The sequence below is a fragment of the Paraburkholderia gardini genome, assembly GCF_907164575.1.
GTDB lineage: Bacteria > Pseudomonadota > Gammaproteobacteria > Burkholderiales > Burkholderiaceae > Paraburkholderia > Paraburkholderia gardini.
The window spans coordinates 1-16,553 of record NZ_CAJQYY010000027.1 but is presented as its reverse complement, the minus strand read 5'-3'; the positions used below and the strand labels follow the sequence as shown (position 1 = coordinate 16,553).

General features: G+C 64.6%; 16 protein-coding genes. 7 read left to right on the top strand and 9 right to left on the bottom strand.

Translation table 11 applies throughout. From position 1 onward, the window contains the following. Positions 1-6 precede the first annotated feature (6 nt). The 6 genes from LPA34_RS20800 to LPA34_RS20775 all read right to left on the bottom strand — a co-directional run bounded on the left by LPA34_RS20800 (position 7) and on the right by LPA34_RS20775 (position 5,188). Positions 7-798: an ABC transporter ATP-binding protein gene (locus LPA34_RS20800; protein WP_228981716.1), complete on the bottom strand. Its 792-nt coding sequence runs from the start codon at positions 796-798 to the stop codon at positions 7-9. 39 nt (positions 799-837) lie between these two features. Then, positions 838-1,590: an ABC transporter permease gene (locus tag LPA34_RS20795; protein ID WP_228981713.1), complete on the bottom strand. Its 753-nt coding sequence runs from the start codon at positions 1,588-1,590 to the stop codon at positions 838-840. A 15-nt stretch (positions 1,591-1,605) separates the two neighbouring features. Then, entirely contained in the window at positions 1,606-2,328 is a 723-nt protein-coding gene (locus tag LPA34_RS20790) for an ABC transporter permease (protein ID WP_228981712.1), read from the bottom strand. 140 nt (positions 2,329-2,468) lie between these two features. Then, complete coding sequence (locus tag LPA34_RS20785) at positions 2,469-3,329, bottom strand: transporter substrate-binding domain-containing protein (protein ID WP_228981710.1); 861 nt, start codon at positions 3,327-3,329, stop codon at positions 2,469-2,471. Between the two features lie 338 nt (positions 3,330-3,667). Continuing rightward, positions 3,668-4,345, bottom strand: coding sequence for a methyltransferase family protein (locus tag LPA34_RS20780; RefSeq protein ID WP_228981709.1), 678 nt, complete (start codon positions 4,343-4,345; stop codon positions 3,668-3,670). Between the two features lie 12 nt (positions 4,346-4,357). Continuing rightward, complete coding sequence (locus tag LPA34_RS20775) at positions 4,358-5,188, bottom strand: arylamine N-acetyltransferase family protein (protein ID WP_228981708.1); 831 nt, start codon at positions 5,186-5,188, stop codon at positions 4,358-4,360. A 516-nt stretch (positions 5,189-5,704) separates the two neighbouring features. On the opposite strand from LPA34_RS20775, the gene LPA34_RS20770 reads away from it, so the two are divergent. The 6 genes from LPA34_RS20770 (at position 5,705) to LPA34_RS20745 (ending at position 13,750) form a co-directional block, all read left to right on the top strand. Beyond that, positions 5,705-7,222, top strand: a complete 1,518-nt coding sequence (locus LPA34_RS20770; protein WP_411179021.1) for a carbohydrate porin — start codon at positions 5,705-5,707, stop codon at positions 7,220-7,222. Positions 7,223-7,301: 79 nt separating this feature from the next. After that, positions 7,302-8,462, top strand: coding sequence for an NHL repeat-containing protein (locus tag LPA34_RS20765; protein ID WP_228981705.1), 1,161 nt, complete (start codon positions 7,302-7,304; stop codon positions 8,460-8,462). Between the two features lie 5 nt (positions 8,463-8,467). Further along, positions 8,468-9,766 (top strand): iron uptake transporter deferrochelatase/peroxidase subunit, encoded by a 1,299-nt coding sequence (efeB, locus tag LPA34_RS20760; RefSeq protein WP_228981702.1) that lies wholly within the window; start codon positions 8,468-8,470, stop codon positions 9,764-9,766. A gap of 92 nt (positions 9,767-9,858) precedes the next feature. After that, positions 9,859-10,881 (top strand): iron ABC transporter substrate-binding protein, encoded by a 1,023-nt coding sequence (locus LPA34_RS20755; RefSeq protein ID WP_228981699.1) that lies wholly within the window; start codon positions 9,859-9,861, stop codon positions 10,879-10,881. A 10-nt stretch (positions 10,882-10,891) separates the two neighbouring features. After that, positions 10,892-12,574: an ABC transporter permease gene (locus tag LPA34_RS20750; RefSeq protein WP_228981697.1), complete on the top strand. Its 1,683-nt coding sequence runs from the start codon at positions 10,892-10,894 to the stop codon at positions 12,572-12,574. A gap of 81 nt (positions 12,575-12,655) precedes the next feature. Continuing rightward, on the top strand, positions 12,656-13,750 hold the full coding sequence (locus LPA34_RS20745) for an ABC transporter ATP-binding protein (RefSeq protein ID WP_228981695.1): 1,095 nt from the start codon (positions 12,656-12,658) through the stop codon (positions 13,748-13,750). Here the strand turns inward: LPA34_RS20745 and LPA34_RS20740 are convergent. Then, positions 13,735-14,607 (bottom strand): LysR substrate-binding domain-containing protein, encoded by an 873-nt coding sequence (locus LPA34_RS20740; RefSeq protein WP_228981694.1) that lies wholly within the window; start codon positions 14,605-14,607, stop codon positions 13,735-13,737. The two genes, LPA34_RS20745 and LPA34_RS20740, sit on opposite strands and share 16 nt — an antisense overlap. Positions 14,608-14,712: 105 nt before the next feature. Here LPA34_RS20740 and LPA34_RS20735 point away from each other — a divergent pair, with 105 nt between their 5' ends. Further along, positions 14,713-15,639, top strand: a complete 927-nt coding sequence (locus LPA34_RS20735) for a DMT family transporter (protein WP_228981693.1) — start codon at positions 14,713-14,715, stop codon at positions 15,637-15,639. Positions 15,640-15,715: 76 nt separating this feature from the next. Here the strand turns inward: LPA34_RS20735 and LPA34_RS20730 are convergent, their stop codons facing one another. Beyond that, entirely contained in the window at positions 15,716-16,018 is a 303-nt protein-coding gene (locus tag LPA34_RS20730; RefSeq protein WP_228981692.1) for a Txe/YoeB family addiction module toxin, read from the bottom strand. Continuing rightward, entirely contained in the window at positions 15,975-16,268 is a 294-nt protein-coding gene (locus tag LPA34_RS20725; protein ID WP_090537818.1) for a type II toxin-antitoxin system Phd/YefM family antitoxin, read from the bottom strand. Before LPA34_RS20725 ends, LPA34_RS20730 begins: the two co-directional genes overlap by 44 nt. Positions 16,269-16,553 lie beyond the last annotated feature (285 nt).

Sequence of the window (16,553 nt, the reverse complement as noted above, 5' to 3'; positions counted from 1 at the left end):
TGTTGCTCAGTTAGCGGTACGGTGATGGTGGCTCGAAACGAACTGCTTGAAGCGCTCGGATTTGAGTTCGCCGAAAACTTCGTCGGGCGTGCCGTCGGCTTCGACCTGCCCTTGATGCAGGAACATCACGCGATTCGACACGTGCCGCGCGAAACCCATTTCGTGCGTGACCACCAGCATCGTGCGACCTTCTTCAGCAAGTGAACGCATCACGCGCAGCACTTCGCCGACCAGTTCCGGATCGAGCGCCGAAGTCGGTTCGTCGAACAGCATGACCTTCGGATGCATGGCGAGCGCGCGTGCGATCGCGACGCGCTGCTGCTGGCCGCCCGACAGGTGCGCCGGATAGTGGCTGCGCTTTTCCGAGAGACCCACCTTCGCAAGCAGCGCCTCGGCCTCTTCGACCGATTCGGCGCGCGTGCGCTTCAGCACGCGCATCGGGCCTTCGATCAGGTTTTCGAGCACCGTCATGTGCGACCAGAGGTTGAAGTTCTGGAACACCATGCCGAGCTGCGAACGGATCCGGTCCACCTGACGCCGGTCGCGCGGCTGCAGTTTGCCGTCGCTGCGACGCTTCATTTCCAGTTCTTCGCCGGCGAGCGATACCGAACCGTCGTCCGGTGTTTCGAGCAGGTTCAGGCAGCGCAGAAACGTGCTCTTGCCCGAACCGCTCGCGCCGAGGATCGAGATCACGTCGCCCTCGTGCGCATCGAGCGAGATGCCCTTGAGCACATGATGCTCGCCAAACGACTTGTGAATGTTCTTGACCGACAATGCAACGGGTGTCGTAGCGTTCATGTGATTCTCCAGAATGACTGCCGTTCAGGGTGCGGCACTTCAGGGTGCGGCACGGCGGGCTTCGCTGGTGGCGGAAACCGGGCGCGGCGCGGCTGCGGCCGGCGCCTCGCGCAGATGGTGCGACAGGCGGCGTTCAAGCAGACCGAGCAGACGCACGATGACGAAGTTAAGGAACAGATAGATCAGCGCCGCGCAGATGAACACTTCGGTCGTGCGGTAGGTCTGCTGGATGATCTGCTGCGCGACGCCCGTCACTTCCCACACGGTGACGAGACTCGCCAGCGCGGTCGACTTGACGAGCAGCACGGCTTCGGTCGAATACGCGGGCAGGCATTGACGCAGCGCGATCGGGCCGATCACGCTGCGCAGCAGCGCGAAACCCGAGAGGCCGATCGAATAGCCCGCCTCGATCTGTCCGACCGGCACGGCGATCAGGCCGCCGCGAATGATTTCCGCCGTATAACCCGCGGTACACAGCGCGAGCGAGAGCACCGCGCACATGTATGGCTCACGCAGCAGCGGCCAGATGAAACTCTCGCGGATCACGCCGAACTGGCCGAGCCCGTAGTACACGAGGAACATCTGGATCAGCAGCGGCGAGCCGCGAAACACGAGGATATAGCCGCGCGCGAAACGGTTCGGCAGCCAGTGCGACGACACGCGCATCGTCACGATCACGAGCGAAAGCAGTCCGCCCAGCACGAGCGACGAAAAGAACAGGCCGAGCGTGACCGGAACGGCGCCGACCAGTTGGCGCAGCGTGTCGAAAAGAAAATCGAAGTCGAGATGCATGATGGCGGCGTCCTGTCAGTTGCGCGCGAAGTTGCGCTTGAACGACCGGCCGACCCGCGCTTCCGCACGGTTGAAGACGCGGTTCGAGATGCCTGTCATCAGCAGATACAGCGCACCGCCCACGACGAAGAACGTGAAATATTGATGTGTCGATCCCGCTGCGATCTGGCTCGCGCGCAGCAGTTCGGCGAGCCCCGTGACGGAGATCAGCGCCGAGTCCTTGAGGCTCAGCTGCCATACGTTGCCGATGCCCGGCAGCGCGAAGCGCAGCACCTGCGGAATCAGGATGCGGCGCGCGACCAGCGCGGTCGGCATGCCGGTGGCGCGGGCCGCCTCGAGTTCGCCCTTCGACACCGCCAGCACCGCCGAGCGGTAGACCTCCGCCTGATACGCGCCGGAAATCATGCCGACGGCCAGCGCGCCGATGACGAACGGCGGCACGCCGACGAAGCCTTCCGCGCCGAACCACTGACCGATTGTGGTGACGAGCGTCGAGCCGCCGAAGTAGAACAGATAGATGACGAGGAGTTCGGGCACGCCGCGAAACACCGTCGTGTAGAAATCGCCGGTCACGCGCAACGTGCGATAGCGCGACAGTTTGGCCGCGGCGACAAACCCGCCGAACACGGCGCCCACTGCAAGCGCGGCGAGCGTCAGCGCGACTGTCATCAACGCCGCGAGCAGCAACACGCCGCCCCAGCCCTCCGGCCCGAAGCCGAGCATTCCGATCAGAGCCATTCGCTACTCCTCAACCTGTACCATCGATGAACCGGTGGTTCGCGTGCCACACCTGCCGGGCGAACCGTTACAGCGATACTGCATGCGGGCGCCGCCCGCCGTGACCGAGGCGGCGCGGCGCGGTCATGCCGGCCAGGAACTCAGGGCGTGACGTCGGTCTTGAACCATTTTTCGGCCAGCTTTTTCACCGTGCCGTCCGCGAGCGCGGCGCTGATTGCCGTGTCGAACTTCGCTCTCAGGTCGGCGTCCTGCTTGCGGAACGCGAGGCCTTCACCCGGGCCCCAGATCGGGCCGCCGATCTTCGGTCCAGCCAGCATGATCGATGCGTTTTCTTTCTTGTCGCTGTTCGCGACGTAATACGTCACGTCGTCAAACGATGCGTCGATGCGGCCCGCGACCAGATCCAGATCGCGTTCCGGCGAAGTCTTGTAGACGCGGATCGTGGCGATGTCCTTGAAGCCGTCGTTGATGAACTTCGTATAGACGGTGCCCGACTGGATACCGATCGTCCTGCCCTTCAGCAGCTTGCGCAGTGCGTCGACGGTCGGCTGGTCGGTTTTCGGGTCGCCCGTCAGCTTGATGGCCGCCGCCGTGGGCGATGCCTTCGGCAGCACCTTCGGGTCGGTCACGGCGAACGTGGCGGGCGTCGCGGCGTACGGCCGCGAGAAGGCAAGGATCTTTTCGCGCTCAGGCGTGATCGAGATCGCGTCCATCAGCACGTCGAACTTGCCGGCCTGCAGACCGGGAATCATGCCGTCCCAGTCCTGGGCGACGAGGTTGCATTGAATCTTGACGCGGGTGCACAGGTTCGCGACCAGTTCCGGTTCGAAGCCGCCCAGCTTGCCGCCTGGCAGCGTCAGGTTCCACGGCGCGTAACCGCCTTCGAGTGCGACCGTGACGGACTTCCATTCCTTCGCCTGCACGGGTGCCGCGATTGCCGCCGCGGTGCAGAGAACTGCGCCAACCAATGCCTTTGCCAACGTAGTGCGCTTGACCTTCACGTCGAATCTCCATGGATTGAGGAACCACCGGCTCACCTGACAAGCGATTACCCGCCCGGCGAATTTGTATAGACAAGTCTGCACGAGACAAAAAGCAGTCGCAAGAAAATTTGTCGAAAAACCGCCAAATGTTCGGGTAAGCCCTATATATAAAGGCTTTCAGAGGCGCTTCCAGGAGGAAATCTGCCTGCGGGCAGTGAGGATATTCGCGCTGCAATGGGGCATTTTGTCTAGACAGGTTGGTGCAAGCTCACTCGCCCGTGCTTCAAGCTGGCGCACCCGCGCGTGCGTTTTGTCGTTCATGCCGACGCCAGCGCAATCGCTACCGATTCACCGGTTCACCATACGCCCGGCACCAGCCGGTATCTGACGCGCGCGGCGTAGTCCGCATAGCCGGGCAACTGCGTGGCGAGCGTGCGCTCTTCCATCACGGCGCGCCAGCCGATGCCGGCCACCAGCACCGGCAGGCACGCGAGCCCGCACCAGGAGCCGAGTAGCAGTGGTGAGCCGACGAAAAACAGGATCGCCGCCGCATACATCGGGTGGCGCACCCACGCATACGGGCCGGTGTCGCAGACCCGATGTCCGCGTGCGGCCTGCACCTTGACGACGGGCGCGGCGAAGCTGTTCGCACGGAACACGTACCCCGTCATCCAGACGCACAGAAACATCGCGATCGCGCCGGCAACGTGCAGCCATGCCGGCATGGACGACCACTGCCAGCGTCGTGCATCGAGCGCCATCAGCACGAGCCACGCACACCACACGATCGCGACGGCGGCCATGAAGCACTTGTCCCAGGCGCTCTGGTCGTGCTGCACGAACGGCTTGAGCCGCTCTTCGAGCAGACCGGGATCGTCCCGTGCGAGCCGCAGGCCGATCCACAACCCGAGCGCCCCCATCTCAACCAGGTAACACCATGCCGCCGGCCACGCCCACGTGCCGGCCGCGACGAACATCAGCACGCCCATGCCCACGAGCCACAGCACGGTCTGGACAATGAGCCGCGTGATCATGGTTTCAGGCGCCTATGTGCGCGCCGCGCGCCCTTTCACGCGCCCGAACACGGCCGCGATATCGATATCGCCCGTATCGATGCCGAAAAGGCCGCGCAGCACGTCGGCGAGCTCGCTCGCATCGCCGATCTGCCGTTCGGTCACGTGGCCCGTTTTCGTGCGCACAGTCAGGCGATCGTCGAAGAGATTCGCGCGGCCTTCCGGCACGACCCGCGTCACCACGAGATCCGTCGTGAAGAACGACGTCGGATACGTCGACGTGTACCAGTTGCCTACTTCGTAATCGATCCATTCGACGCGGTTCAGATCGAAGCGATACACCTTCGCCCAGGTGTCGCCGGTTTGCAGTTCGAGATCGAACGCACCGTGCGATGCATTTGCGAGCCGGAACGCTTCGAGCGTGGTCTGCTGCACTTCGTCCGCGATCAGGCGCAGCGGCGACGTCAGTGTCGCCGAGCCGAAGCCGACATCGGCTATCCACGGCTCGCCGTCGAGATCGACGCGCATCAGCATGTGCGTGCGCGCCGGCACGGCGTCCGGATCGCGGCCCCACAACACGCGCGCGATCAGCGGTGTCACGGCAAAACCGAGCTGCATCAGCGCGTGCGCGAACAGCCGGTTCTGCTCGAAGCAGTAACCGCCGCGACGGCGCACCACCAGCTTGTCGACCACGTCCTCCAGTTCGAGCGAGACACGGCGGCCCGTCAGCGGATCGAGGTTTTCGAATGGGATCGCGTGCGCGTGCAGACGCTGCACGTCGCTCAGGACATCGAGCGTCGGCGTTCGCGGGCCGGCGTAGCCGATCCGCGCGAAATAGCGGTCGAGATCGAGTGAAGGGGTCATCGAGGGCTCCTGCCGGGTCGCATCGAAATCAGGATCAGAACGTAAGCGAAAGCCACGCGGGCAGAGTCGAATGGACGCGCTGCGCAAGCAATCTTAACGCCGCGCAACGTCGCGCGCTGGGCGGTTTTCGGTACGCACCGCGCGCCGCGCGTGCCCTCGCACGTGATCGTGGCCGCACGCTCATCCCATTGTGCCCCGCGAATATCGACGATTCGATGCGCGGTTATCCAGCCATCCTTGTCGATAAATCGAACATATTCTTTCAATGCAATTACGTTTGTATTTCTTAAAAATTACGCGCAAATGGTTTTTATCGGAGTCCGTCAATCTTTTGTATATATATAAGTAATGTATATGCGAATCATTCTCATTTGTGTTGACTGCGATATACGGGATGCGTACGATTCGTGACATCCGCAGTGCGTCATATCACCGACCTCTGCCGCGACCTGATTTCCGGCTATTGCATCTCTCGCCTCGAAAATCGTTACGCAAATACCAACAACAAGGATTTCGATGAAGCTCGCCCGGTCCACCCGACTCGCTCGTACAGCGCGTCCGCGTGCGAAGACCCCGTCGCGTATTCGCGCGATGCGCGTTCCACCCCTTCGCAGGGCGGCGTTCTATACAGCGTTCGCATTGGCGAGCATGGCCGGCAGTGCGGCTTACGCGGCGGCAAGTCCCGATGCCACGCCCGAAGCACCCGAAGCCGATCTGAACATCAAGGCGCAGCCCGCGGATCAATGGACCGGTGTGTGGACACGTGAAACGCTGCTGGGCGATATCGGCGGCATACGTCCGTGGCTCGGCAAGTACGGCGTGACGTTCGGCCTCACCGAAACCAGCGAATATCTCGCGAACCTGCGCGGCGGTCTCGCGCGCGGCGGCGATTACGACGGTTTGACGACAGCCACCGTGCAGGTCGATACGCAAAAAGCGTTCGGTCTGCCAGGCGGCTTGTTCAACGTGAGCGCGTTGCAGATTCACGGCCAGAATCTGAGCGAAAACAAGCTCGGCACGTTGAATACGGCAAGCGGTATCGAGGCGCAGGCAACAACCCGTCTGTGGGAGTTGTGGTACCAGCAGTCACTGCTCAACAAGCGTGTCGACATCAAGGTCGGTCAGCAGAGTATCGACCAGGAGTTCATGACGAGCCAGTATTCGGCGCTCTTCGTGAACACGATGTTCGGCTGGCCAGGTGTGCCTTCGTATGACATGCCGTCGGGTGGCCCGGCGTATCCGCTGGCGGCGCTCGGTGTGCGCGTGCGCGGACAGATCACGCCCTCGCTCACCGCGCTGGCCGGCGTTTTCGACGGCGATCCGCTCGGCAACAATCCGGACAACCTCAGCGGCACGAACTTCAACCTGCACAACGGCGCGCTCTTCATCGGCGAGTTGCAGTACGCGATCAACCAGCCGGCTGACGGCGAAATGGTCGGCGTAAGCCAGAGCGGTTTGCCGGGCACGTACAAGGTCGGCGTCTGGTACAACAGCGGCCGCTTCGACGACCAGCGCTTCGACAACACGGGCGTGCCGCTCGCGAACACAGCGCTCTCGACCGGCACGCCGCAATCGCATCACGGCGACTACAGCTTTTACGCGGTCGCTGACCAGATGGTCTGGCGCCCCGATCCGGACGAGCCGCGCAGTCTCGGTGTGTTCATGCGCGTGATGGGCGCGCCGGGCGACCGCAACCTGATCAGCGCCAGCGCCAACCTCGGCCTCGTGCTGAAGGCGCCGTTCGCCGGTCGCGACGACGACTCCGCCGGCATCGCGCTGACGTACATCAAGGTCGGCAGCCACGCCCGCGACTTCGATAGCGACAACCTCACGTTCAGCGGCGGCCCGTATCCGATCCGCAACAGCGAAACGGTGCTGGAAGCGACCTATCAGTATCAGGTCACGCCGTGGTGGCAGTTGCAGGCCGACGCGCAGTACACGTTCAACGCAGGCGCGGGCCAGAACCCGAACGACCCGACCCAGGCACTGCGCAATACGTTTGTGATCGGCGTGCGAACCAACATCACGTTCTAACGCTTTCCTTACTTAACCGAACCCTACGCATTCGATCATGACGGCATCAACGTTTTGCGCGAGCGGCACGGAGACATATATGACCTACCCCACGCGCCAGGCAGCACGCCGCACGACGGGCACCCCCCGCGCCACGCTCACCGCCGCGCTGACCTTCGCCGCACTGTTCGCCGCGGGCGCGGCACACGCGGAACCGAAGGGCTTTCTCGAGACGCTGAAACATCACGAGACGCTCATCAACACGGTGCCCGACAACGGCGACCAGAACCCGTACGCGATTGTCGTCGCGCCCGTTTCCGCTGGCACGGTCAAACAGGGCGACGTGCTGGTCGGCAACTTCAACAACGCGACGAACCTGCAGGGCACCGGCAGCACGATCATCGACTATCACCCCGACACGAAGCAGATGTCGACGTTCGCCACCGTGCCGCGCGACCTGAAGGCATGCCCGGGCGGCATCGGCCTGTCGACCGCGATGACGATGCTGAAGTCGGGCTGGGTGATCGTCGGCAGCACGCCGAGCAATGACGGCACCACCGGCACGAAGGGCGCCGGCTGCCTGATCGTGCTCGACCCGCAGGGCAAGGTGGCATCGACGATCGTGAGCCCGAACATCAACGACCCGTGGGGCAACATGGCCGTCGTCGATAACGGCACGAGCGCGACGCTCTTCGTGAGCAACGCGGGCTTCGGCGTCGGTGGTGCCGATGGCACGCCGCCCGTGTTCAAGCAGGCCACGGTGCTGCGGCTCGACCTCGACATCCCGCAGGGCAAGTCGCCGGTCGTGAAGAAGGAAACGGTCGTCGGCAGCGGCTTTGGCGCGCAGGCCGACAAGGGCGTGTTCCTCGTCGGACCGACGGGCCTCGCGCTGTCGAAGGACCAGTCGCTGCTGTATGTGTCCGATGCGATCGGCAACCGCGTGACCGAAATCGACGAACCGATGACGCGCGATACGAGCGCGGGCGTCGGCCGTCAGGTCAGCGCCGACGGTCTGCTGCACCGCCCGCTCGCGATGGTGACGGCGCCGAACGGCCATCTGCTCGTGACGAACGCGCTCAACGGCCAGGTCGTCGAAATCGATCCGGTCGAAGGCAAGCAGCTGTACGCACGCTGGATCGACACGGACAAGGCGCAATCGCCGCCGGGTAATGGCGACCTGTTCGGCATTGCAATGACGCCGCAAGGCGATGGTTTCTACTACGTACAGGATGACGTGAACACGCTCGTGCTCGCGAAGTAAGCAATATGGCAAACGACCCCACACCCCCAGCGCGCCCGTCGCGACGCGGGTTTCTCAAGGCAGGCGGCGCCGCGGTGGCGGCGGGCGCCGGGCTTGGCGCGACGGGCGTCGCCCAGGCGGCCCAGGCTGCGCCCGGCAAGCCCCATGCGGACGATCCGCAGCGCGCTGTCGAGCCGTTCTTCGGCGCGCATCAGGGCGGCATCGTCACGCCGCAGCAGAGCCATACGTATGTCGCGGCGTTCGATCTCACGACCGGCAAGCGCGACGACGTGATCGGCCTCCTGCGCGCATGGACCGACGCCGCCGCGCGCATGACACAGGGCGCGACCGCCGCCCCACTCGACACGCCCGACGACAAACCCGCGCCCGATTCGGCCGATATCCTCGGCCTCGGCCCGCAGGGTCTCACGATCACGTTCGGCTTCGGCCCTGGCCTCTTCACGCAGGAGGGTAAGGACCGCTACGGCATCGCGAACCGCCGGCCCGCCGCGCTCGTCGACCTGCCGCGCTTTAACGGCGACCAGCTGGTCGCGCAGAAGACCGGCGGCGACCTCTACATCCAGGCGTGCGCGAACGATCCGCAGGTCGCGTTCCATGCGGTGCGGCAACTCGCGCGCATGGGTTACGGCGCGATCGCGATGCGCTGGGGCCAGGCGGGTTTCCTGTCCGGTCCGCGCGGGCAGACGCCTCGCAACCTGATGGGCTTCAAGGACGGAACGAACAATCCTTCGATAGCGAAAGCGCCGCTGATGAACCAGTTCGTCTGGGCCAACGCGCCCGACGCGCCGTGGATGCAGGGCGGCACGTACACGGTCGTGCGCCGTATCCGCATCACGCTCGAACACTGGGACCAGATGGAGCTCGGCTTCCAGGAAGAAGTGTTCGGCCGGCACAAGTACAGCGGCGCGCCAATCGGCATGAAAAACGAATTCGACGCGCTCGACCTGAAAGCCGAGGACAAGGACGGCAATCCGGTCATCGCGCAGAACGCGCACGTGCGGCTCTCGAATGAGGCATCGAACAACGGCGCGCAGATTCTGCGCCGCTCGTATTCGTACAACGACGGCACGAATTTCTACATCGAGCGCTGGCCGCCATGGCGCCAGGAAACGGAGTACGACGCCGGACTCATTTTCATCGCGCATCAGGGCGATCCGCGCACCGGCTTCATTCCGATCAACGAAAAGCTCTCGAAGTTCGACATGATGAACCAGTTCACGACGCACGTCGGCAGCGCGATATTCGCCTGCCCGCCGGGCGCGCGGCCGGGTTCGTACATCGGCGCGGGTCTGTTCGAAACATAGGCCGCGCGGGCCGCATGGGCGTCGCTTCAAGCCCTGGGCCCGCACCGCGCACACAACGCATTGGATCAACACATCAAGGGGATATAAGAATCATGACTCAATCCTGGTTTCGCGCGCGCCTTGGCGCGTCGTTCATCGCCGCCGCACTGTCGCTGCCGCTGACGGCGCCTGCCGCGCACGCTGCTTCGCTCGTGCTGTACAGCGCGCAGCACGAGCAGGTTGTCGACATGCTCGCGAAGGACTTCCAAAAGGAATCGGGCATTTCGGTGAAGATCCGCAGCGGCGAAGGTCCGGCGCTCGCGGCGCAGCTCGTCGCGGAAGGCTCGGCGACACCGGCCGACGTGTACTTCACGGAAAACTCGCCCGAACTGATGCTGCTCGAGGAAAAGGGCATGCTCGCGAAGGTCGCCCCCGCGACGCTCGCGACGATCCCCGCGCGTTTCAGCTCGCCGGCGGGCCAGTGGGTCGGCGTGACAGCGCGTGAAAACGTGCTCGCGTACAACACGACGAAACTGCAGCCGTCGCAACTGCCGCCTTCGCTGTTCGATCTGACGAAGCCCGAGTGGAAAGGCCGCGTCGGCATTGCACCGAGCGACGGCGACTTCCTGCCGCTCGTGAGCGCCGTGCTCGCGCTGAAGGGCCATGACGAGACGCTGCAATGGCTCAAGGGCCTGAAAAAGAACGCGCAGATTTTCGATGACGACGAAGGCGTGGTCGCCGCCGTCAACCGTGGCGGCGTCGACACCGGCATCATCAACAACTACTACTGGGCACGCCTGCACACCGAACTCGGCGACAAGGCCACGCGCAGCGCGATCTATCACTACGGCAACGGCGACGCGGGCGCACTCGTGAACGTGTCGGGTGCGGCCGTGCTGAAAACCGCGCACAACCCGGATGGCGCGCAGCAGTTCCTGAAGTATCTGGTCAGCGAACGCGCGCAGAGCCTGATGGCGAAGAGCCGCGTCAGCTACGAATATCCGCTGCACGCGGGTGTCGCGGCCGACCCGATCCTCAAGCCGTTCGCTGAACTGACGCCGCCGGCGCTCACGCTCGAACAGCTCGGCGACGACAGCCAGGCCGGCAAGCTGCTGCGTCAGGCGGGCCTGCTGTAACGCGCCATCGATGAGTGAAATAGTCATTGCCGCCACGGCGGCTCCCGCACCGGCGCGCGCCACGAAACGCGCGCCGCGCGGTCTGCTGGCGGCAGCGGCAATCAGCGCATTGCTGGTGCTGCTGCCGCTCGCGTTTACGTTTTATCGCGCGACGACGTTCGGTTTCGACGACACGCTCGAACTCGTGTTCAGACCGCTCGTCGGCGAACTGTTCGTCAATACGCTGATGATTACCGTCAGCGCGACGCTTACGTGCAGCGTGATCGGCACGGCCGCCGCGTGGTTCGTCGAACGCACGCATGTACCGGGACGTCGTGTGTGGGCCGTGCTCGCCGCCGCGCCGCTCGCGATGCCGCCGTTCATCACGAGTTACGCGTGGGTGTCGCTGAGTCTCGATTTGCAGGACTTCGCGGGCGCGCTGCTGGTGATCACGTCGGCGTATTTTCCGCTCGTGTATCTGCCGGTGGCCGCCTCGCTGCGCGGCATGGATCCGGCGCTCGAGGAAAGCGCACGCGCGCTGGGCTGCGGACGCTATGCCACGTTCATCCGCGTGGTGCTGCCGCAACTGCGCCCTGCTCTCCTCGGCGGCATGCTGCTTGTGGCGCTCGGCGTGCTGTCCGAATTCGGTGCGTTCCAGCTGCTGCGTTTTCGCACATTCACCACGCAGATCTACGCCGAGTTCCGCACGAGCTTCGACAGCAGCGGCGCTTCGGTGATGGCGTGCCTGCTGATCGCGCTGTGTCTCGTATGCCTCGCGTTCGAATTTCGCGTGCGCGGCGGTGCGCGGTATGAGCGCGTCGATCGCGGCGCGCGCCGCGCCGCGCTGCGCTATGACCTCGGCAAGTGGCGCTGGATCGTGACTGGCGGCTTCGCCACGCTCGCGATCGTCACGCTCGGCGTGCCGCTCGGCATGATCGGCTTCTGGCTCACGCAGGAAGGCGCGGCGGCTGTCACGCCGGCCGAGGTGTCGCCGGAACTGCTGTTCAACGCGACGATGTCGTCGGTCGGTTTTGGGCTTGCCGCCGCGCTCGTCACAACTGCGCTCGTCATTCCGCTCGCGTTTCTTCTCGTGCGTTTTCCCGGACGGCTCGCGACCGTCTTCGAGCGCACCGTGTTTCTCGCGCAGGGCGTGCCCGGGCTCGTGATCGCGCTCGCGATCGTCTCGCTCGCCGTGCATGCGCTGCAACCGCTGTATCAGGGCGCGACGCTGCTCGTGATCGCCTACGCGATCCTCTTCATGCCGCTCGCGCTCGTCAGCGTGCGCGCCGCCCTCGCGCAGGCGCAACCGCGTCTCGAGGAAACCGCCCGCGCGCTCGGTCTGAACTGGACGCAGACGCTCCTTCGTGTGCTGCTGCCGCTGGCGGGCCCGGGCCTCGGTGCGGCGGCTTCGATGGTTTTCATTTCGGTCGTCACCGAACTCAACGCGACGCTGCTGCTCTCGCCGATCGGCACGCATACGCTCGCGACGCAGGTATGGTCCGATACCTCGACGCTCGCGTTCGCCGCCGCCGCGCCTTACGCCGCGCTGCTGACGGCCATTTCGCTGTGCGCCTCCGGCCTGCTGTTCGCGCTGCTCGGCCGCTCGGCGCTGCTCGGGCGCGATCACAATCCCGCTTTGCGGGCGGCATCACAGCCGGCTTCGGAGTCCGTTTCACAGCCCGCCTTGCGCCAAAACCGCGCCGCACATCGCTGACGGACACAGAATCGACGCATAATTGCGCGCATCCGCACGCCTCACAACACCCCGACGCCCCGCTTTTTCCATCTGGTTCACATGAGCAATCTTCGTATCAGCGGGCTGCACAAGTCCTTCGACGGTCACACGGTGCTGCACGGCATCGATCTTTCAGTCGAGCGCGGCACGCTGCTGGCACTGCTGGGTCCGTCCGGCAGCGGCAAGACCACGCTGCTGCGCGTGCTGTGCGGCTTCGAGCACGCCGATAGTGGCACGATCGAAATCGACGGCCGCCGGGTCGCGGGCGACAACCTGCATCTGCCGTCCGAGCTGCGGCGTATCGGCTATGTGCCGCAGGAAGGCGCGCTGTTTCCCCATCTTTCGGTTGCCGACAACATCGTGTTCGGCCTGCCACGTGGACAGCGTCGTGCGCAGCATCGCGTCGCGGAACTGCTGGAACTTGTGGGCCTCGCGCCCGATTATGCAAACCGCGCGCCGCAGCAGTTGTCCGGCGGGCAGCAGCAGCGTGTCGCACTGGCCCGCGCGCTCGCGCCCTCGCCGACGCTCGTCATGCTCGACGAGCCGTTCTCGTCGCTCGACGCCGCGCTGCGGCTCGAAACGCGCCAGGCGGTAGCGGATGCGCTCGCCGCCGCGGGTGCGACCGCGGTGCTCGTCACGCACGACCAGTCGGAAGCGCTTTCGCTCGGGCACGAAGTTGCCGTGTTGTGGAACGGCAAGCTGATCCAGACCGCGACGCCGCAAACGCTCTACCGGCGACCTGTCTCACGCGAACTCGCTTCATTTGTCGGCGAAGCGGTGCTGCTGCCGGGCATCGCGTCATCCGATATCGCCCGGTGCGCGCTCGGTGAACTGAAGCTGTCGGCGCCCGTGGCGGACGGACCGATCGATGTCATGGTGCGCCCCGAACAGATTCACGTGCTGCACGCGCACGACCTGACGCGCGACGGCGTGCCGACGTTCGGCGCGGTCGTGCGCGAAGTGACGTTCAACGGCCAGGACGCCAGCGTCGTACTGCAGTTGCTGGACGATGACGCGGCGAACACAAACGGCAAGGCTGTGCCGCTGAACGGCACCGCGATTCGCGCCCGCGTGCCGGGTTATCGCAGCCCGCAGCCTGGCGAGCATGTGCGGCTCGCCGTCGACGGCGAAGTGACAGGCTACGCGCGCGCCTGAGCGCGCACCGACAGATCCTGCATCATCTGCGCGGCGAGATAGTCGCACGTCGGACGGTCGGATTTCGCGCTGCGGGCAACGACGATCTCCAGTGGTTCGATGACCGGCAGCCCCTGCGCCTCGCCGTAAATCGAGAGCCGCGACGGCACGCTGCAACGCGCGAGCGCCACGACGGCAAGCCCCGCATCGACGGTTGCCACGAGCCCCAGCAGACTCGCGCTGCTATACGCGGCGCGGTACTTGATGCCCGCGCCGTTGAGCGCCGCGAGCGTATGCGCCCGCGCGACGCAGCCATGCTCGTACAGCCCGACCGGTAGCGGCGACGTCGCGAGCACCGAGGTATCGTCGGGCGCGCCGACCCACACCATCTCCTCCCGACGCACGAAGTCGCCGCGCAGCCTGCGGTCACGCGTGACGAACGCGAGATCGATCTTGTTGTCGGCCAGCATCGGTGCGAGCGCCGTGCTTTGCGCGCAGACGATCTCGATCTCCACGCGCGGATACAGGTTCGAAAAGCGCCGCAACACCGGCGAAAGCAGCGACGACACGTAATCGTCCGGCGCGCCGAGCACGACGCGCCCGCTCACATCCGGCCGCGCAATCGCCGACCACGCTTCCTCGTGCAGATCGAGCATCCGCCGCGCGTATTCGAGCAGCGTGTTGCCCGGACGCGTCAGCGCGAGATTGCGCGTGTCGCGCATGAAGAGCGTCGTGTCCAGCATGCGTTCCAGCCGCTTGATCTGCATGCTGACGGCCGCCTGCGACCGGTGCACCGTCACCGACGCCTTCGTGAAACTGCCCGCCTCCACCACCGCGACGAACGTACGCAACAGATCGACATCGAATTCGGGATGCATGATTTATCAATTTGGCTTATGGGATTTCTCAATTTAATTCGTTTGTGAGTGCCCGGCAAGTCATCGATACTCGGTTCGTCGACGCATGCGAGGGAGCTATTTTTCATGAACATCACCGAACGCCAGCAAGGGGCCGTCACACTGGCCGCCGGCGGACTGCTGATGGGCACCATCGGGATCTTTGTCGAAGAGGCGCGGCTCGGCGCGCTCACGCTCGTGTTTTTTCGCTGCCTGTTCGGTTTTCTCGCGCTCTTCGCGTACTGCGCGTGGAAAGGCTTCTTCGCGCGCCGCTTTTTCACGCGACGCACGGTGACGCTCGCTGTCATCTCGGGCGTGCTGATGGTCACGCAGTGGGTAGGATTCTTCGATTCGATTCATCGCACGAGCATCGCCGTCGCGACGGTCGTGTTTCATGTGCAGCCGTTCTGGGTCGTGCTGATGGGCGCGGCGCTCTTCAACGAGCGGCTCGGCATCGACCGCCTCGGCTGGATCGGCACGGCGTTCGTCGGGCTCGTGCTCGCTTCGGGTGTGATCGCGAGCGGGAACGTGCAGGGCCATGCGAGCTACCTGATCGGGATCGGCGAAGCGCTCGCCGGCTCGGTGCTGTACGCGAGCGTCACGCTGATCGCGAAGAGCCTTGGCGACCTGCGCCCGCATCTGTTGACGCTCGCGCAATGTCTGGTGGGCGTGGTCTGTCTGCCTTTGATTGCGGCATTCGTTGCACCGCTTGGGTCGGTACATCTTTCGCCGCAGCAGTGGTTCTGGGTCGTCGGCATGGGCGTGCTCCATACCGGCCTCTCGTACGTGCTGATCTATGGCGCGCTGCCGAAGCTGCAGACGCCCGTCATCGCCGTGCTGCTGTTCGTCTATCCGCTCACGGCCATCGCCGTCGATGCGCTCGTCTACGGCCGCGCGCTCTTGCCGCTGCAACTCGCTGGCATGGCGTTGATCGTCGCCGCGAGCCTCGGCGTGAACCTCGGCTGGCCGCTGCTTTCGGTCGTGCTGCCCGGCACGCGGGCCCGTTCCGGTTGAACCGCGCGGTGGTTGCGCGTCTGGCGCGTTCGGCGCGGTTTCGCAACCGCGCCGCCACGCACACCCGCTCATTCGCTCACTCGTAGTGGAAACGGCAGGCGATCACATAGATCAAACCGTCTTCCGGCAGATACACGAGGCGGTCCGCCCGCGTGATGCGCCTCGACCAGAAGCCGCTCAGATTACCCACCAGCGGCTCGGGCTTGCCGGTTCCCCTGAACGGATCGCGCCGGCACTCCTCGAGCAGTGCGTTGATGTTGCGCAGAACCTTGTGATCGGTCTGCTGCCAGTGCAGATAGTCTTCCCACGCTTCGTCCGTGAAGGCAAACGCGGCATCAGCCCTTGCGGCCTCTTTGTTGCGGCTCTTCTGATTGCTCATGTGTCAGCAGGTTGCGTCGAACCGCCTTGCCGGCCTTCACCTGGGCAATGGAACGTGCAAGCCGTTCAGCGTTCTTCGGCGAGCTCAACAGATACAGGGTTTCCTGCATCGCATTGAAATCATCGAGCGACACCATCACGACATGCTCGCCGCTTTGCCGCGTGATCATCATCGGCGTATGGTCGCGGCACACGTCATCCATTGCCTGCTTGAAGCCGGCACGCGCTTCGCTATAAGTTAGAACGTTCATTTGCGGGTTCCCGACCTGAGTGGTTTCGCTCCGGTCGCTCCTGTCAGATTGGGTTGGCAGCGCTGCTTTCACGGGCCTCCCTGGCGGGAAAACATGTGGGACAAGACAGCTATCCATCGGATGTTCCATTGTACAGAACACCGTACAACAAGACAATCCGCCGCCGATGCCACGTCTGCCTGCAACCTTGAGGCAAATCATGACATGCGGCGGCGGCGACTGACAGTCGGCCGGATGGCCAGTGAACCAGGCGTTGCGAACGTGCGGCGCGGCGTATCACGCCCG

Bases quoted from the DNA above. Each gene is read 5' to 3' on its own strand.
- LPA34_RS20750 (WP_228981697.1), top strand. From the start codon at position 10,892: ATGAGTGAAATAGTCATTGCCGCCACGGCGGCTCCCGCACCGGCGCGC.
- LPA34_RS20730 (WP_228981692.1), bottom strand. From the start codon at position 16,018: ATGAGCAATCAGAAGAGCCGCAACAAAGAGGCCGCAAGGGCTGATGCC.
- LPA34_RS20800 (WP_228981716.1), bottom strand. From the start codon at position 798: ATGAACGCTACGACACCCGTTGCATTGTCGGTCAAGAACATTCACAAG.
- efeB (WP_228981702.1), top strand. From the start codon at position 8,468: ATGGCAAACGACCCCACACCCCCAGCGCGCCCGTCGCGACGCGGGTTT.
- LPA34_RS20740 (WP_228981694.1), bottom strand. From the start codon at position 14,607: ATGCATCCCGAATTCGATGTCGATCTGTTGCGTACGTTCGTCGCGGTG.
- LPA34_RS20775 (WP_228981708.1), bottom strand. From the start codon at position 5,188: ATGACCCCTTCACTCGATCTCGACCGCTATTTCGCGCGGATCGGCTAC.
- LPA34_RS20795 (WP_228981713.1), bottom strand. From the start codon at position 1,590: ATGCATCTCGACTTCGATTTTCTTTTCGACACGCTGCGCCAACTGGTC.
- LPA34_RS20755 (WP_228981699.1), top strand. From the start codon at position 9,859: ATGACTCAATCCTGGTTTCGCGCGCGCCTTGGCGCGTCGTTCATCGCC.
- LPA34_RS20780 (WP_228981709.1), bottom strand. From the start codon at position 4,345: ATGATCACGCGGCTCATTGTCCAGACCGTGCTGTGGCTCGTGGGCATG.
- LPA34_RS20725 (WP_090537818.1), bottom strand. From the start codon at position 16,268: ATGAACGTTCTAACTTATAGCGAAGCGCGTGCCGGCTTCAAGCAGGCA.
- LPA34_RS20790 (WP_228981712.1), bottom strand. From the start codon at position 2,328: ATGGCTCTGATCGGAATGCTCGGCTTCGGGCCGGAGGGCTGGGGCGGC.
- LPA34_RS20765 (WP_228981705.1), top strand. From the start codon at position 7,302: ATGACCTACCCCACGCGCCAGGCAGCACGCCGCACGACGGGCACCCCC.
- LPA34_RS20745 (WP_228981695.1), top strand. From the start codon at position 12,656: ATGAGCAATCTTCGTATCAGCGGGCTGCACAAGTCCTTCGACGGTCAC.
- LPA34_RS20735 (WP_228981693.1), top strand. From the start codon at position 14,713: ATGAACATCACCGAACGCCAGCAAGGGGCCGTCACACTGGCCGCCGGC.
- LPA34_RS20770 (WP_411179021.1), top strand. From the start codon at position 5,705: ATGAAGCTCGCCCGGTCCACCCGACTCGCTCGTACAGCGCGTCCGCGT.